This window comes from Roseovarius sp. MBR-78 (genome assembly GCF_040547535.1).
Classification (GTDB): domain Bacteria; phylum Pseudomonadota; class Alphaproteobacteria; order Rhodobacterales; family Rhodobacteraceae; genus Roseovarius.
In genome coordinates this window covers 36,755-50,857 of sequence record NZ_JBEPPX010000016.1, presented here as the reverse complement: position 1 = coordinate 50,857, position 14,103 = coordinate 36,755, and the positions used below count along the sequence as shown (strand labels likewise).

Below are 14,103 nucleotides of genomic sequence, written 5' to 3'. Positions count from 1 at the left end.
AATTCTGTCAGGAGCCGGTGTAGCTGGTGTAGACCTCGGTCGACCCGTCTTCGCGGATCAGGAAGACATCGTAAGCCTCGCGCTCGTCCTCCGGTCCCATGCCGGGCGACCCGTAGGGCATTCCTGGAACCGCCAGGCCCACCGCGTCTGGCCGCTCTTCCAGCAGACGCTGGATGTCGGAAGCCGGTACGTGGCCTTCGATGACGTAGCCTTCGACCAGAGCCGTATGGCAGGACACCATGCGCTGCGGCACGCCATTGTCGAGCTTGAAGCGCACGAGAGATCCTCCGAACATGTCCTCGCCCGTCGGCGTGAAGCCGTTCTCCTCGAGGTGCTTCATCCAGGACAGGCAACAGCCGCAGCCGTTGGTCTTCCGGACATTGATCGGGATAGCCTCGGCGATTGCCTGCGCCGCAGGAAGCAAGGCCAATGCGATGGTAAGGGCGGGAATATATTTTTTCATAGGTCAAAGCCTTTCGGTTGTCGTTTGTGCAAATTCACTGGAGAGCCTCTCGGCCAGAAGCGAGCGTGCCTCAGTCAGTCGCTTAAGCGCGGCCGTGTCGTCCGCTTCACGCTCGGCCGCCTCTGCCAGTCGGCCGTCTGAGAGAGGATCGGTCGGGCGGCCATTCACCAGAACCTCGTAGTGCAGATTGGGCCCGGTCGCGGTGCCGGTTGCACCGACGCGGCCAATCGTATCTCCGGCCATCACTCGTTGCCCTTGTGTGAGGCCGTCCGGTACAGCACTCAGATGCGCATAGCGCGTCAAGGTATCGGAGCCATGCGCGATCTCGACCACCCGACCATATCCTCCGCGTCGACCTATAAAGCTCACTCGGCCGGGCGCCGTCGCCTGTACCGGCGTGCCGCGCGCCGCCGCGAAGTCGACCCCTGTGTGCATCCGCACGTTGCCGTAGACTGGATGAGTTCGGCGCCCGAACACAGAACTCAACCGTGCACCTTCGACCGGTTGCGCGAACACGCGCAGGACCTCTCCGTCGACATAGATCGTCGCCCGTCCGCTGCCGTCGTCTCGCCAGACGAGTTCATAGAGCGAGCCGTCGATATCCAGTGCAGCAAAGGCAAGCTCGGGCTGGCCAATTCTCTGGGTACCGTCCCGTGCCTCGCGCCAAAGGAGGCGCATCGTCTCGCCACCAGCAAGATCGCGACGGAAATCGACGGTGCCGCCCAGCATCTGCGCCAGGTCCACCGCAAAACGGGCAGGGATATCTGCTGTGTCGAGCGCTGCGAAGATGGAACTTTCGATCACTGCCTCGCCCGCGAAAGTCACTATCTCGGGGTCAGGCTCCAACACGCGAGCGGCAAGCTGCTCGCCGAATACCGCCTCTATCCGGACACCGTCTTCGACGGCGAGTTCTACGCGGTGCGGATTGCCGTCCCGCGTAGAAACCAGAGTGACCGAGTGACCTGGACGCAGACGGCGCAAATCGTATTCCGCGCCAATCGCCAAGGCTATTTCGGCGCGATCCGAAGCACCCAGCCCCGCATCGGAAAGGACCGCATCGAGCGTCTCGCCGGACGCAATCTCGCGCGACCAGGTCATCAGCGGGGGCTCGACAGATGGCAAGGAGGTGTCCGCGAAGGAGACGGGCAGGAGGGGCACGGGTCTGGACTCGAACGTGCCATCCGGCTGGGCTAATGCAGGACGGACTGAACTGGTTTCGGCAATCCGAGGCGGCGCGAGCGGCTTAGGACTCCATAAGGACGCTTCAGCAATCGCAGGTGGCACCGGTTCCTTGGATATAATGCCAGAGACAGCGAGAGCCGTCACCGAAGCCCCCACCACAACAACCAGCGTCGCTCCTACGTTTCTTATCTTCATGTTGTCTCTTCAACTTCTTCTTGCAATGCGCGGCGGATCTTGGGCACCGCGAACTCCCGCGGCTCGTGATAGTCGATCATGGTGACGAACTGCCCTTCTGCATCGAACAGAAAGACGCTCGCAGTATGGTTCATGGTGTACCCTCCGCCCTCGGTTTGCGCCTTCTTATAAGTCGCGCGGAAGCCGTCTGCTGCGCGTGCAATCTGCTCTTCCTGGCCTGTCCAGCCACGGATTGAAGGATGGAAATAGCCAACATACTCGGCCATCGCCTCGACCGTGTCCCGCTCCGGGTCGACCGTGATGAAGATCACGTTCAGCCGCCCCGCGTCCTCTCCCATCTCGTCCAGCCAGCTGGAGATATCCGATAGGGTGGTCGGGCAGACGTCCGGGCAGTAGGTGAACCCGAAGAACACCATGGTCGGGCGGCCGATCAGGGTGTCCGGGCCTACTTCATTGCCTTCATGATCGGTCAGGCGGAAATCCATCGCCGATAGGGGTAGGGGCCGTTGGCCAACTGGTTGCGGGGCACCGGGCCCGTCCACGCGCCACCAGCCGACACCAAGCATCAGACCGAGACCGCCGACACCGGCTGCACCGTATTGAAGCAAATGCCGACGCTGCATCAGCCCTCCGGCCCGCGCGCGGCGATGCCCAGGATCGGGACCTCGACAGTCACTTCTCCACCGTCCGAGAAGGTCAGCGTCAGCGGGAAGGTCTCGCCTTCGATCATCGGCTCTTGCAGCTTCATAAGCATCGCATGCAGCCCACCTGGCTCCAATGCCACGCTTTCGCCTGGGGCAATCGTGATTTCACCTGCAGGTGACATTGAACTCACGCCCTCGGCGTTGGTTTTCGATTCATGGATTTCGGGCATCATGGCCAGAGGTGTCGCAAGTCCGGTCAGTGTCACCGCTTCGTCACCCGTGTTTCGCACGGTCATGTAGGCCGCGCCTGGCCTGTTGACGCCGATCGAGGCGCGAGACCACGCGTTCTCGACAATCACATCTTCCGAGTCGGCAAATGCCGGGACCGACAGGCCCACAAGCATTAAAAGAACAGCCAATCCCTTGGTGTATGGTCGCTTTTTCATGACAATTTCTCCTGTATTAGACCTCCCATCAACTTTGGCTGGCCGCAACTTCCGCCGCCACCAATCCCCGTAGTTCGGCCTCACCGAACGGGTCTAGCGGCTTGCCGTTCACAAAGAAGGTGGGTGTTTGTCGCACGCCTACGGTTTCGACATCAGCACGGTCCTGGTTCAGCACCGCCACAACACCGGGGGCCAGCATCTGTGTCCGGGCAGCTTCGACATCCAGACCTCCGCTTGCGGCAATCTCAAGGATCAATCCGGGTGCCGGGGTCCCGTGAGACGCCCATCTGGGCTGCTCTCGCAAGACGGCTTCGAGCACGGGTTCGAACACGTCCTGCATCCGCGCAGCTTCGAGAACACGGATCGCCTCAGTCGAGGCGTCTCCATGGAATGCTGTGTAACGGATCACGACACGGACCGCATCGCCGTGCTCAGCCATGATATCCTTGACCACGGGATAGAACGCGCGGCAGGCCTCGCAAGCCGGATCGAAGAATTCGACGATCGTGACCGGCGCCGTCTCGGTTCCGAGGATCGGGGAATAGGACCGGGTCAGCACGTTGTTCACCTCCGGCGCGACGGGTGCTGCCTTGGCCACGGGTTCAGAGCGGCTGGCATACCAGGTCGCGCCGCCAAAACCTGCGGCACCGACGGCGAGAACGGACAGGATAAGGCCGCGTCGATTCATTCTTGTGTTTCCTTCAGTGAAATGGCCGACAGCAGACCGATCATCGCGAAGGCGACGAGCGCCATCAGCGGGATCGGAATGCCGAAAACCAATTGATTTTCGTCGGTACAGGACGGGCCGGTCGCCGTGCAGGGCTGTATGCGTTCGGGGATCAGGCCGACATAAAGACCCAGCTGCCAAAGCGCTATGGCGGCCCCACCAAGTGCCAGCGCAAGTCCGTAGAGACCCACTCGCCTGTCCTGCCACCAAAGTCCGAGGCCAAGAATGATAGCCAAGGGGAACATGAAGGCGCGCTGAAACCAGCAGAGCACGCAAGGCGTCTGCCCCAGGATTTCGCCGATGAAAATCACGGAAAGAGACGCCGTGAGCGCGATGAACCAGGCCAGCCCGAGGGCGGTCTCTCCGGAAAGTCGGGTCATGACGATCAGATCCTCTCTCTCAGATCGGCGAGGATCTCTTCGGCGGGTGTGCCGTAGGACCAGGATTCCGCGAAGCCTGCCTCGGGGTCAAAAAGAAAGAGGTGCGACGTGTGGCCCATCGTATAACCGCCCGGAGCGGTGGCCTCCTCGATCCGCTGGTAGAATATCGGGAAGGTCTCGGATGTCTCGGCGATCTGTTCCGGGGTGCCGGTAAGCCCGGTAATCCCCACATCGAACAGCGGCACATACTGGGCAAGTGCTGTCGGCGTGTCCCGTTCGGGATCGATCGTAATAAAGATTGGCCGCACCTTTGCCGCCTCGTCTCCCAATCCCTCCATTACGGCCGCGACTTCGGACAGCGTTGTCGGGCAAACGTCGGGGCAGTTGGTGAAGCCGAAGAAGACCAGCATCCAGAGCCCCGCGAAATCTTCCTCCGTTTGGACCATGCCGCGATGATTGGTGAGTTCGAAATCAGCGAAAAACGGTGGTTCATCCTCGGCTCGTGCTCGGTCAGACCGGTAGTCGGACCATAGCAAAAGCCAGATGAAAACGAACGCCGCCACGCCCGCAAACACCCACAATATCTTTTGAAGACCTGAAAGCCTCACGCCATAACGCCCGATGTTGATTCTATATTTTGTGCATCTTTACATCCTCTAGCTACTGTAGGTTCAAGCGCAATTTTCATTGATCGGCCAACAATCACCGACCTGTGAAATCCAGGTGAAGCTTGTGACGCGCGTTGCTTAAAGCTACACCCACTGTAGGCAATATGGAGAGCCTGAAATGCTGACGATTGGAACGCTGGCGAAGAAGACCGGAACTAAAGTGCAGACCATCCGATATTACGAGCAGATCGGGCTTATGCCGGAGCCCGGAAGGACCAAGGGCGGCCAGCGCCGCTATGGCGACGCCGAACTCGACCGTCTGTCATTCGTCCGGCACGCACGGCAATTAGGGTTCTCGCTGGACGCAATCCGTGAGCTCCTCGATCTCAGCGATCATCCGGGAAAATCCTGCGCGGAGGCGGATGCGATCGCCCGTCGGCAACTCAAACAGGTCGAGCAACGATTAGCACGGCTCGAGGCGCTGCGGACGGAATTAATGCGGATGGTGCATGAGTGCAGCGGCGGGCAAACTTCTGATTGCCGCGTGCTCGAGGTGCTGCGAGACCATACCGAATGCCTGACCAACCATGAAGAGATCGGCGGCTGAGATGCCCGCTGCACTTGCCTATCCGCTCGCGGCGCTCGCCGAGATCGCCGGCTGCTTCGCCATCTGGGCGTGGTGGCGTCTGGGGGCCTCGACACTTTGGCTAGTGCCTGGGGTCGTATCATTGGTCGCCTTCGGCTGGCTACTGGCGCAGGTCGAAGCGGTTGCCGCCGGCCGTGCCTTTGCGGCCTATGGCGGGATCTATATCGCCGCGTCCGCCCTTTGGATGTGGCTGGCTGAAGGGCACCGGCCGGACAGGTGGGATCTGCTCGGCGCCACCGTATGTCTATTGGGTGCTGCGATCATCCTCGCGGCACCCCGCGGGGCGTAAAATTGGCATTGCTCCTACAGCAGCTTTAGCTTTTACAAGGGTACCTCCAACTGAAGAGAGGGCAAAGGTGGACGACCACCGTGCCACCCGCAGCGGGCCTACCTCACCGCTACCGTGGTCGACTTTCTCACCGCCGTTCTCAGATATGTATCTTGCCTCGGGCACCATTGATGACCTGACCAGCCTGAAGCATATCGTTGATCTGCTGCGTGCCGAGACTCTCGGCACGGCTTGATCGGCTGGCGACAACCGACGCTGTCACTTAGCGATCTTGCCGACCACTGCAACCGCCATACGCATCATCAGTGTTGCAATAGTATATTTTCGTATGTATGCTGGGTGAAGATTGTCAAGGGTCCTTGCCATGCGTTTCGAATTCAAAAACCTCCCTCTGGCGGCCTTTTTAGCTCTCGCCTTGACCGGCCCAACAGTTCCGACGCAAGCCCGCGCCCAAACCTATCAGATCGATTGCGCCATCCTGCTGTGTTTGTCTGGTGGGTGGCCAGCTTCCGTGCCGTGCGCACGCGCTCGGGCCGAGTTCATCCGGCGCATCACACCTTGGCCGGTGGAGCCGCCGCTGCAGATTTGGCGCTGCCCGATGGGTGCGTCTTACGATGGGCCCGCCAGGTCGCGCCCCACGGACCGGATCTTCGATGCCCTATATGGTGGTTCAGGGACACCATCAAACTCTTCAGCCCCGCTCCTTGATCAGGCCGCCACAGCAAGCGGCACGCTCGGGTTCAGAGGCTCCAACGCGGCCTGGGACAACCTCGTAAGGGCTGATTACGCCCTCCAGCTCGTAGAAGACCGCGCCGACATCGATATCAGCGGGCCGGAATTCAACTTCGTGCGTTCCATCCGCGTCTTTGACGTTCGTTATGCCCGCCAGCACGAATCCGGGCGCGATGGAGATTGCAATCGAAGTGCTGTCGTCGTGCTTGGCACCTACGGCACACAGGGCGACTTTTCTTGGAGGGCGTCATCACCCGCAGCGCTTCCTGCTGCGCATGCCGGTCTCGAGCGATGGGGCGAGCACTGCCCGAGCATTTATCACAGATCCGTCTTTGTGGAGTGGCGTGACTATAGCGGGAATTACGGCTTCGAGCAGGTCAATTACTGACTGTTGAGGCGCCGCGACGTCGCGCAGAGCCTTGTACGAAATCAAACCTGCAACGCAGGCACACGCACACAATCAAGGGCCATAAAGGCCATATTCTACCATGTCAGTCGTTGCGACAGGGCAGCTGCGTGAGAGACGCGAAGTCGATTTCAGCTTTATCGGCATCGCAGAGATCCGGGTAAATCTTTGAGACGCGCTGTGGGCCATTCATGTCCCACCGGATTGCCAGAGCACCTGTGTTCCATCGATAAACCCAGCCAACAATGGTTTCTTCATCGGCTGCAATCATATTGGCAATGGCGACACCTTCGACCTTATCTTCATTCACTGTTAACTAATTTCCTGCAATTGGGCTTTTCCGACCGCAGCTTCGACTTCCGAAGCGTTGCTGCAGCGGCATGCCTGTTTTGGTTAAATTGGTTAGTTGTTCTTCCTTGCGGTACCAATACTCACACTGGGAGAAGTCAGCTCCCGTGTTCTCAATTGATGAAATTGCTCAAATCCGGTGGTCGGGCTCCGTGGCGGCTTCGACGATCGCCAAAACCTCGAAGGGGTCAAAGCCGATGGCGCGCGCAAGGACGACCAGCTCGACGACGTCGACCCGGCGCTGGCCGCTCTCAATGCGCGCCACGAGGGATTGATGGCACTTGAGCTTGATCGCCAAGTCCTCCTGACCAAGGCCCGCGTTGATGCGGGCGTCGACCAATGCTTGGCAGAGTGCCACCTGTCCCGTGCTTCTGATTGTCTTTGCCACGCGTCACATACCTTTTGTGACGTCGCTAGCGGATGAAATCTGTTATCTAAAAAGTAGATATTTGAGGGTGTTATCGGCGTCTGGTTTCCATGGGTTGCAAGTCTGATGCTCCCGAGGCTGCCCATCAATCCCCTACCAATTGCAGAAACCGGCCATACTCCTCGCTGACTTCGCGCGCTTCTTCGAAAGCGCGGGCGCGTTCGCCGTCGAGGCAACGGAAGTAGCTCTGGATATCCTGGATGTAATCTTCGAAGTCGCCACGGATGATATCTGCAAATTCCCGCGCTGCCTGCGAATCGCTTGGCACGAAAGGACGGGCCGGGGCGAAGCAGGATTGCGCCAAAACCGGTCCGGCGACGCAGATCAGAAGGACTATAGCTTGCAATGGGAGCAGGCGTGTCAACCTTGGGTTTCTCAAACCTGTTATCTCCTTGATCGCGGACACTGGCCGTGACTAGTGTCTGCGTGACCAAACTACAGCTAAAGCACGATATTACATCTTGCGGTTGATAGTATACTATCGTAACTCTGGGCTTCAAGTGGGAATGCCTGGGGTCGCGCCATTGGAGAAAGCGTGAGCCGGGCCATGAACTGGGACATCGAAGCACCAAATGTGGTTACGGAAGCCAGGTTCCGCGAGCTCGTGGAAAGCGGCTATAGCGCAGAAATCCTGTGCCAGGAGTCAGCACATAAGAAAGGCCCCAGCTATTACGGGGTCTGGATCATGCGCGTTGTCTCTGATGATGGCGTGGAAAAGCTCCTCGTCACCGCCCGCACGCGGACGACCTACAACGATATCAAGATCCGCGAGTTCAAGACGATCTCCGGCGTTGTGTCTTTCTTCATTGGCCTTGGCTTTGCGCATGTCGACCTGCCACTTGAAGCGGGGACAAGCCGGAGCCACAAGCTCGCCCCATCAGACAAGGGCGCTGGCAACTAACCTTGTCTGTCTCTGGCTACTCGCCGCGCCAGCCTCAGCGCAAATGGTCCTGGTCATGGAGAGCGACGGCTCTCTGACGCCTTCCCAATCCCAAAATAGCTTCGCGCGCAATTACAATGACGGCATTGGTCAGGGATCGGCAGCCGATGAACTTGCGATTTTCGGCAGCGCTGAAACTGTGCCAGAGCGTGAAGCGATGCGCTTTGCAGCCCTTGTCGGTCCGGCACCCCTGCCCCGCGCCGATGTCCTAAACGCCATAGAGACCACTGCCCTGCGCTATGCCGGCCATCCCGGCCTGCGTCGCGCGGGGCTTTCCGGGACGGATTGGCTGGCTCTCTATCGCGCCAATATCGAAGTGGAGAGCGCCTACCGACAGGATGCGATTTCAAGTGCAGGTGCCATTGGCCTTGGTCAATTGATGCCAGCGACGGCGCGTGATCTGGGCGTCGACCCGCGTGATCCGCTGCTGAACCTCGACGGTTCCGCGCGCTACCTCGCGATGATGCTGGAGCGCTTCGGCGATCCGCATCTGGCGCTGGCGGCCTACAACGCGGGGCCGGACGCCGTGCGCCAACACGGTGGCATTCCCCCTTACCGAGAAACCCAGAACCACGTGGCCCGCGTCATGGCCGTCATGGCCCGATTGGAAGGATCAAATTCATGAAACAGATTTCAAACCTCTTTGTCGCCTCGCTGGCGCTATTCCTGCTGATTGCCGAACCCGCCCTCGCTCAGAGCATTGATCTCTCCCCGATCCAGAGCCTGTTACAGGGCATCGTCGATGCGCTGACCGGCCCACTTGGCGTTGTCATCGCGACGCTGGCCGTTCTCGGGGTCTTTCTCAGCTGGTTCTTCAACATCATCGATCTGCGCCAGGCGCTCTGGGTCCTCGTGGGCATCGCTGGTGTCGCGGCTGCCCCCACCATCGTTGCCGCGGTCTTTGCCGGTGGCTGAGCGCGCGCCTCTCTTTCTCGGCCTCGTGCGCCCGCCGAAGCTTCTGGGCCTGCCCATCATGTATGCGATGGTCTGGCTCTTCGGATCGGTGCTCTTGTTCGTCTGGGTCCAGCACATCGCGGTGCTGGGTGTCGCCGCCCTGCTCTATCCGGTGCTATGGAAGGCCGCGGATTGGGACCCGCGTTTCATCGACGTGATGATGACGGCCCTGCAGGAGACACCGCCCACGCGCAACAGGTCCATCCATGGCGGGGACAGCTATGCCCCGTGATGACGCCCGTGATGCTGCGCTCGATGCCCGCACAATGACGCCAGACTGGTATACGCGCGAGACCCGCCTCGCGCATATGCTGCCCTATGTGAGCCTCGTCGACGACCAGACCGTGCGGACCCGGGTGAACGAACTCTTCCGCTGCATCCGGCTCGAGGGGATCAACAGCTACACGACGGACGATGCCTATCTCGACAAGGTGACGGCGCTTTTTGCCCGCATCGTCGCGCAACTTGGGCCGGAATTCAGCTATTACGTCCACAAGGTCTCCAAGGCCATCAAACCTGATCTCGACCCCATCCGTGAGGACAGCTTCGCGGGCGAGGTGGACCGGCGCTGGCGCGCGAAACTCGAGACCAGCGGGCTCCGCGACAAAACACTGACGCTCACCGTCATTCACCGCCCGCCTCAGAAAAGCCTCCTGCCGTTCCTGAGCCGCAGCGCGCCGGACCGACTGAAGGAGGAGACCCGCAAACGCCTGCAGCGCTTGGGCGAGGCCGTGAACGTCTTTCTGTCTGGCCTCGCCGAGCTGAAGCCGCGCTTGCTGTCGGCCGCATCGGGGGAATTGGTGGGGTTTCTGGGGGCGCTCAACACCGGAACAGAGCTGCCGCTCTACCCGGCGAACACCTACGGCTTTCTATCCTTCAACGTCGCCAATACCCGCGTGACGTTTCAAGGCGACCATTTCGAGCTCTCGGAAGGCGTCGTGGGGCATCGCTACGGCAAGAGTTTCACCATCGGGGAATACTCCGAAGGCACCTCCTGCACCATGTTCGACATGCTGAACCTGCCGGTCGACATGATCGTCACCCACTCCTTCACGCCGATCAATTCGAACCTCATGGCGGGCCGCATCAAACGGCAGAAGCGGCAGATGCAGGCGAGCCAGGACGCGGCCCTCTCGCTCATGGAAGCCCTCGACATCGCCGCCGACGATCTCGAGGCCAAGCGCCAAAGCTTCGGCGAGCACCATATGGTCGTATCGCTCTTCTGCGACACGCTCGAAGAGCTGCAGACCCTCAGCGCCGAGATCGTGAACGCCGCCGCGACCGAGGGCGTGAAGATGATCGCCGAGCGGGTCGCGGCCAAGGCGCATTACTTGAGCCAGCATCCCGGCAACCAGCCCAAGCGCGTCCGCGCCAGCGCTGTGACCAATCGCAACTTCGCGGATTTCGCGGCCTTCCACCGGACGCAGCTCGGCAAACCCGCAGCACTTACCCCCTGGGGCAAGGTCATCACCTATCTACCCACCCCAGAACAGAGCGCCTACCGGTTCTCCTATCACGAACAAGGCCCGCCCGACAAAGAACCGACCAGCGGGCATACGCTGATAATGGGGCGGCCCGGGTCGGGCAAATCGGTGCTCTCGGCCTTTCTGATGACGCAAGCCCGTCGCGCAGGGGCGCGGATCTTCGTCTTCGATTACCGCCTCGGCATGGAGATGGCCGTGCGCGCCAATGGCGGGCGCTACGCGTCCCTGAACGCCGGTCAGCCCACGGGCCTCAACCCGCTATGGACCGAGACCGATGCGCGCGGCACGGCCTGGCTCTCGGACTGGCTTGCCACGCTTCTTTACCGCGCCGACAAGCCGCTGACGCCCGCGCAAACAAACCGCATTCAGGAAGTGGTGCGCCAGAACGCGCAGGCCTCCAATCCGGCCCTGCGGAACTGGCAGGATTTCGCATCGCTTTTTGTGTCCACCGATGATGGCGGCGATCTGCACCAGCGCCTGCTCGAGTGGACCGAAGACGGCCGCTATGGCTGGATCTTCGGGCAGAGCCTCGAGGACACGTTCTCGCTCAAGGGCAATGTGGTGGGCTTCGATCTGACCGGCATTCTCGACAGCGAGGCCGACAAGGAACGGATGGCCGTCCTCTCCTATCTCTTCCGCCGGGTCGAGCGCGAGATCGAGGATCGCCGCCCCACCATCATCGTGATCGACGAGGCCTGGAAGGCGCTCGACAACGCGTATTTCGCCGAGCGGCTGTCGAACTGGCTGGTGACCGCGCGCAAGCAGAACACCGTCGCGGTCATGATGACGCAATACGCAAGCCAGCTCGAGCGCACGCGGACCGGCAAGACCATCGTCGAGGCCGTCCCGACGCAGATCCTGCTGCCCAATATCCGCGCGCAGCCTGCGGACTACGCCATGCTGAACCTCACGGAGAAGGAGCTCGACGTCCTTCTCAACACCGGCAGCAACAGCCGCTTGGCACTGATCCGCGACGATCAGGGCTCGATCGTCATCGATGCCGATCTGAGCGCCCTTGGTCCCACACTCACCATCCTCGGCGGCATGGAGAAAGGCGAGGCGCTCGTCGGCGCCGATTACCGCGACCGCCAGGATTTCTGGAGACTTTCATGATCCGTATTCTTATCGCTTTGGCTGCGCTCGGCGCGCTGGCCTCCTGCACCCAGTACCGGGAGCCGCAGGCCAATTGCTTTTCCTTTCTCGCCTCGACGGCAGCGACAGCCCAGGATTGCCACTTCGCACCGCTCGGCGCGCCGGAGGGCGACGTTGAAGTCTAGCTTGCCTCATATCCTGGCGTTTTGCCTGCTGCCCGGTCTCAGCTTCGCCCAAGGCGTGCCGACCAATGACAATGGGCTGACCGCGCGTGACATCGTCGAGACCGGCGATCGCGAGGCAGACTTGGCTGTTCAGGCCGACAAGCTTGCAGTGCGCGAACTCATCGCCGAGATCGAACGGGAGCAGCTGGAAACCCTCCGACGCATTCTCGATGCCCAGACCAGCTTCGGCGGTCAGGGCTTGCCGGCTATGGTCTCGGGGCTGGAAAGCGGCAGCGGGGATCCGGCCCGGTCAGTCGAGGCGGTCTATGGCAATGCCGACATCGACCCCAATCCCGGCGGTGCGCAGATGTTCGGCGACGCCGCCGAGACCATCGAGCAGCTCATCATCCGCGTGGCTCAAGAGACCAGCGGCTTTGCCGGTGTTGGCCGCGCGGGTCTCTCCCCGGTCCAATGGCGCGCGCTGCTGCAAGCGCTCATCTGGCAGGAAAGCCGGTTTACGATTGGGGCACGGTCTCCCGTCGGTGCCTATGGTCTCACCCAGATCATGCCTGGCACGGCCAGCGATCTGGGCATTAACCCGGAATACTATGATAGCCCCTACCTGCAGGTGCATGGCGGCGCGCGCTATCTCGCGACCCAGCTCAACACATTCGATGGCAACATCATCAACGCCCTCGCGGCCTATAACGCCGGACCCGGCCGGGTTTTCGAGTATGGCGGCGTGCCACCCTTCCGCGAGACCCAGCACTACGTGTCGGTCATCCCTGAACGCTACAATCTCTATCTGAGCCGTATCGGCGGGATCGAAGCGCTTGGCACAATCGATCCGGCACTTCTCGCCAATGCCAACCTCTCGCTCACGGGTCATGGGGCGGCCTTTTATGGCAGCAACTCACCCGCCGCGATCCAACAAGCCGCCCTGCGCATCGCCGACATCGTCGAGCGGATTTCCGAAACCGAGGATGTGCAGGAGAGCGTCGCGCTCAACACCTATGCCCGGGCCGAACTCGTGCGTCTGGTGACTGCCCGCATCCGGCTTCAGGCGGCACGCACGCGCGTGCTCTCCGCCGAAGAGCTGGCCCAGGCCAGCGCCCGCATGGCCGAAGGCGCGTTCATGGATTTTACGATCAGGGAGATTGAATGATGGGACATCTGCTCTTGAGGACAGCTTTGGCCACGACACTTGGGGTTGGTCTGCATCTTGGCGCCCTATCCCCTGCCCTCGCGCAAGGCGTGCCCGTCGTCGATACCCAGAACATCGCGCAAAACATCCAGCAGCTCCGGCAGATGATCGAGGACGAGATTCTGCAAAACGAGCAGCTGACGCAGCTCCGCGAACAGCTTGCCACGCTCACGGACCAACTCGCAGAGCTGCAAAGAACCTACGAAGCACTCACCCGCCTTGCCGAGCTTCCCGAGATCATCCGCACGGAAATGGAAGACGAGTTGAACGGCCTGCTCGACCAGGAGTTCGGCGACATCCTCGCCACGATTGAGGCGATCAAGACTGGGGATTTCTCGGGCCTCTCGGGCTCCGGCGCAGGCGAGATCGAAACCCAGATGGACCGGGTGCTGGCCGATCTCGGCTTCGATGAAGACACCCTCTCGGAAATGGCCCGCAGCGGCAATGCGGGCGCGAACCGCGTGGCGACGCAGGCAACAACCGGCGCGCTCGTCTCAGCCGCCGCCCAGAACAGCTATGAAGATGCCGGCCAATCGCTCGAGCGGATCGACCGGCTTGTTGGGTTGATCGGCGATATGGAAGAGCTCAAGCAGAGCGTCGATCTCAACACGCGCGTCACGGCGGAACTCGCGATCGCGCTTGTGGCCATGTGGCAGCTGGAAGCGATCCAAACCGTGGGCGACGGCACCGGCGGCGTGATCGATGCCGCCACCATCGCCGAAGAGCAGCGCTTCATGGATTTCACCTTGCCAAACCTGCGGGCCGAGTGATC

General features: G+C 61.1%; 21 protein-coding genes. 11 read left to right on the top strand and 10 right to left on the bottom strand.

Annotation, left to right across the window (positions count from 1 at the left end; translation table 11 throughout):
• Nucleotides 1-7: 7 nt before the first annotated feature.
• From ABIE58_RS13515 to ABIE58_RS13485, 7 genes are read right to left on the bottom strand one after another with little or no spacing between them, the layout of a single operon-like run.
• Entirely contained in the window at nucleotides 8-463 is a 456-nt protein-coding gene (locus ABIE58_RS13515) for a DUF411 domain-containing protein (RefSeq protein WP_354545243.1), read from the bottom strand.
• 3 nt (nucleotides 464-466) lie between these two features.
• On the bottom strand, nucleotides 467-1,840 hold the full coding sequence (locus ABIE58_RS13510; RefSeq protein ID WP_354545242.1) for a peptidoglycan DD-metalloendopeptidase family protein: 1,374 nt from the start codon (nucleotides 1,838-1,840) through the stop codon (nucleotides 467-469).
• Nucleotides 1,837-2,463: an SCO family protein gene (locus ABIE58_RS13505; RefSeq protein ID WP_354545241.1), complete on the bottom strand. Its 627-nt coding sequence runs from the start codon at nucleotides 2,461-2,463 to the stop codon at nucleotides 1,837-1,839. Before ABIE58_RS13505 ends, ABIE58_RS13510 begins: the two co-directional genes overlap by 4 nt.
• Nucleotides 2,463-2,930 carry a copper chaperone PCu(A)C gene (locus tag ABIE58_RS13500; RefSeq protein WP_354545240.1) on the bottom strand — a complete coding sequence of 156 codons (468 nt, stop codon included), beginning with the start codon at nucleotides 2,928-2,930 and terminating at the stop codon, nucleotides 2,463-2,465. Before ABIE58_RS13500 ends, ABIE58_RS13505 begins: the two co-directional genes overlap by 1 nt.
• Before the next feature lie 28 nt (nucleotides 2,931-2,958).
• Nucleotides 2,959-3,618 (bottom strand): DsbA family protein, encoded by a 660-nt coding sequence (locus ABIE58_RS13495; RefSeq protein WP_354545239.1) that lies wholly within the window; start codon nucleotides 3,616-3,618, stop codon nucleotides 2,959-2,961.
• The gene (locus ABIE58_RS13490; protein WP_354545238.1) at nucleotides 3,615-4,037 is read right to left on the bottom strand and encodes a disulfide bond formation protein B; all 423 of its coding nucleotides are present in this window, start codon (nucleotides 4,035-4,037) and stop codon (nucleotides 3,615-3,617) included. Before ABIE58_RS13490 ends, ABIE58_RS13495 begins: the two co-directional genes overlap by 4 nt.
• 5 nt (nucleotides 4,038-4,042) lie before the next feature.
• Nucleotides 4,043-4,645, bottom strand: coding sequence for an SCO family protein (locus ABIE58_RS13485; RefSeq protein WP_354545237.1), 603 nt, complete (start codon nucleotides 4,643-4,645; stop codon nucleotides 4,043-4,045).
• Between the two features lie 178 nt (nucleotides 4,646-4,823).
• On the opposite strand from ABIE58_RS13485, the gene ABIE58_RS13480 reads away from it, so the two are divergent.
• From ABIE58_RS13480 to ABIE58_RS13470, 3 genes are all read left to right on the top strand, one after another.
• Nucleotides 4,824-5,252 (top strand): MerR family transcriptional regulator, encoded by a 429-nt coding sequence (locus tag ABIE58_RS13480; protein ID WP_354545236.1) that lies wholly within the window; start codon nucleotides 4,824-4,826, stop codon nucleotides 5,250-5,252.
• A 1-nt stretch (nucleotide 5,253) separates the two neighbouring features.
• Entirely contained in the window at nucleotides 5,254-5,580 is a 327-nt protein-coding gene (locus tag ABIE58_RS13475) for a YnfA family protein (protein WP_354545235.1), read from the top strand.
• 364 nt (nucleotides 5,581-5,944) lie between these two features.
• Nucleotides 5,945-6,700 (top strand): hypothetical protein, encoded by a 756-nt coding sequence (locus tag ABIE58_RS13470; RefSeq protein ID WP_354545234.1) that lies wholly within the window; start codon nucleotides 5,945-5,947, stop codon nucleotides 6,698-6,700.
• A 103-nt stretch (nucleotides 6,701-6,803) separates the two neighbouring features.
• On the opposite strand, the gene ABIE58_RS13465 is transcribed toward ABIE58_RS13470, so the two are convergent.
• The 3 genes from ABIE58_RS13465 to ABIE58_RS13455 form a co-directional block, all read right to left on the bottom strand.
• The gene (locus tag ABIE58_RS13465) at nucleotides 6,804-7,028 is read right to left on the bottom strand and encodes a hypothetical protein (RefSeq protein ID WP_354545233.1); all 225 of its coding nucleotides are present in this window, start codon (nucleotides 7,026-7,028) and stop codon (nucleotides 6,804-6,806) included.
• Between the two features lie 168 nt (nucleotides 7,029-7,196).
• Nucleotides 7,197-7,454 carry a helix-turn-helix domain-containing protein gene (locus tag ABIE58_RS13460; protein WP_354545232.1) on the bottom strand — a complete coding sequence of 86 codons (258 nt, stop codon included), beginning with the start codon at nucleotides 7,452-7,454 and terminating at the stop codon, nucleotides 7,197-7,199.
• Between the two features lie 124 nt (nucleotides 7,455-7,578).
• Nucleotides 7,579-7,830 carry a hypothetical protein gene (locus ABIE58_RS13455; protein WP_354545286.1) on the bottom strand — a complete coding sequence of 84 codons (252 nt, stop codon included), beginning with the start codon at nucleotides 7,828-7,830 and terminating at the stop codon, nucleotides 7,579-7,581.
• Between the two features lie 210 nt (nucleotides 7,831-8,040).
• Between ABIE58_RS13455 and ABIE58_RS13450 the strand changes: the two genes are divergently transcribed.
• From ABIE58_RS13450 to ABIE58_RS13415, 8 genes are read left to right on the top strand one after another with little or no spacing between them, the layout of a single operon-like run.
• On the top strand, nucleotides 8,041-8,394 hold the full coding sequence (locus ABIE58_RS13450; protein WP_354545231.1) for a hypothetical protein: 354 nt from the start codon (nucleotides 8,041-8,043) through the stop codon (nucleotides 8,392-8,394).
• A 43-nt stretch (nucleotides 8,395-8,437) separates the two neighbouring features.
• On the top strand, nucleotides 8,438-9,058 hold the full coding sequence (locus tag ABIE58_RS13445; protein ID WP_354545230.1) for a lytic transglycosylase domain-containing protein: 621 nt from the start codon (nucleotides 8,438-8,440) through the stop codon (nucleotides 9,056-9,058).
• Nucleotides 9,055-9,348 carry a TrbC/VirB2 family protein gene (locus ABIE58_RS13440; protein WP_009503803.1) on the top strand — a complete coding sequence of 98 codons (294 nt, stop codon included), beginning with the start codon at nucleotides 9,055-9,057 and terminating at the stop codon, nucleotides 9,346-9,348. The genes ABIE58_RS13445 and ABIE58_RS13440 overlap by 4 nt, the downstream gene beginning before the upstream one ends.
• Nucleotides 9,341-9,619, top strand: coding sequence for a VirB3 family type IV secretion system protein (locus tag ABIE58_RS13435; RefSeq protein WP_012187324.1), 279 nt, complete (start codon nucleotides 9,341-9,343; stop codon nucleotides 9,617-9,619). The genes ABIE58_RS13440 and ABIE58_RS13435 overlap by 8 nt, the downstream gene beginning before the upstream one ends.
• Nucleotides 9,609-11,984 (top strand): VirB4 family type IV secretion/conjugal transfer ATPase, encoded by a 2,376-nt coding sequence (locus ABIE58_RS13430; protein ID WP_354545229.1) that lies wholly within the window; start codon nucleotides 9,609-9,611, stop codon nucleotides 11,982-11,984. The genes ABIE58_RS13435 and ABIE58_RS13430 overlap by 11 nt, the downstream gene beginning before the upstream one ends.
• Nucleotides 11,981-12,148 (top strand): hypothetical protein, encoded by a 168-nt coding sequence (locus tag ABIE58_RS13425; RefSeq protein WP_009815545.1) that lies wholly within the window; start codon nucleotides 11,981-11,983, stop codon nucleotides 12,146-12,148. Before ABIE58_RS13430 ends, ABIE58_RS13425 begins: the two co-directional genes overlap by 4 nt.
• Entirely contained in the window at nucleotides 12,138-13,292 is a 1,155-nt protein-coding gene (locus ABIE58_RS13420) for a lytic transglycosylase domain-containing protein (protein WP_502950097.1), read from the top strand. The genes ABIE58_RS13425 and ABIE58_RS13420 overlap by 11 nt, the downstream gene beginning before the upstream one ends.
• The gene (locus tag ABIE58_RS13415; RefSeq protein WP_354545285.1) at nucleotides 13,292-14,101 is read left to right on the top strand and encodes a type IV secretion system protein; all 810 of its coding nucleotides are present in this window, start codon (nucleotides 13,292-13,294) and stop codon (nucleotides 14,099-14,101) included. The genes ABIE58_RS13420 and ABIE58_RS13415 overlap by 1 nt, the downstream gene beginning before the upstream one ends.
• The last annotated feature ends 2 nt before the right edge of the window (nucleotides 14,102-14,103 follow it).

Coding starts and splice junctions, on each gene's coding strand:
- ABIE58_RS13415 (WP_354545285.1), top strand. CDS start 13,292: ATGGGACATCTGCTCTTGAGGACAGCTTTGGCCACGACACTTGGGGTT.
- ABIE58_RS13515 (WP_354545243.1), bottom strand. CDS start 463: ATGAAAAAATATATTCCCGCCCTTACCATCGCATTGGCCTTGCTTCCT.
- ABIE58_RS13500 (WP_354545240.1), bottom strand. CDS start 2,930: ATGAAAAAGCGACCATACACCAAGGGATTGGCTGTTCTTTTAATGCTT.
- ABIE58_RS13470 (WP_354545234.1), top strand. CDS start 5,945: ATGCGTTTCGAATTCAAAAACCTCCCTCTGGCGGCCTTTTTAGCTCTC.
- ABIE58_RS13445 (WP_354545230.1), top strand. CDS start 8,438: ATGGTCCTGGTCATGGAGAGCGACGGCTCTCTGACGCCTTCCCAATCC.
- ABIE58_RS13510 (WP_354545242.1), bottom strand. CDS start 1,840: ATGAAGATAAGAAACGTAGGAGCGACGCTGGTTGTTGTGGTGGGGGCT.
- ABIE58_RS13490 (WP_354545238.1), bottom strand. CDS start 4,037: ATGACCCGACTTTCCGGAGAGACCGCCCTCGGGCTGGCCTGGTTCATC.
- ABIE58_RS13430 (WP_354545229.1), top strand. CDS start 9,609: ATGCCCCGTGATGACGCCCGTGATGCTGCGCTCGATGCCCGCACAATG.
- ABIE58_RS13425 (WP_009815545.1), top strand. CDS start 11,981: ATGATCCGTATTCTTATCGCTTTGGCTGCGCTCGGCGCGCTGGCCTCC.
- ABIE58_RS13505 (WP_354545241.1), bottom strand. CDS start 2,463: ATGCAGCGTCGGCATTTGCTTCAATACGGTGCAGCCGGTGTCGGCGGT.
- ABIE58_RS13480 (WP_354545236.1), top strand. CDS start 4,824: ATGCTGACGATTGGAACGCTGGCGAAGAAGACCGGAACTAAAGTGCAG.
- ABIE58_RS13495 (WP_354545239.1), bottom strand. CDS start 3,618: ATGAATCGACGCGGCCTTATCCTGTCCGTTCTCGCCGTCGGTGCCGCA.
- ABIE58_RS13450 (WP_354545231.1), top strand. CDS start 8,041: ATGAACTGGGACATCGAAGCACCAAATGTGGTTACGGAAGCCAGGTTC.
- ABIE58_RS13440 (WP_009503803.1), top strand. CDS start 9,055: ATGAAACAGATTTCAAACCTCTTTGTCGCCTCGCTGGCGCTATTCCTG.
- ABIE58_RS13475 (WP_354545235.1), top strand. CDS start 5,254: ATGCCCGCTGCACTTGCCTATCCGCTCGCGGCGCTCGCCGAGATCGCC.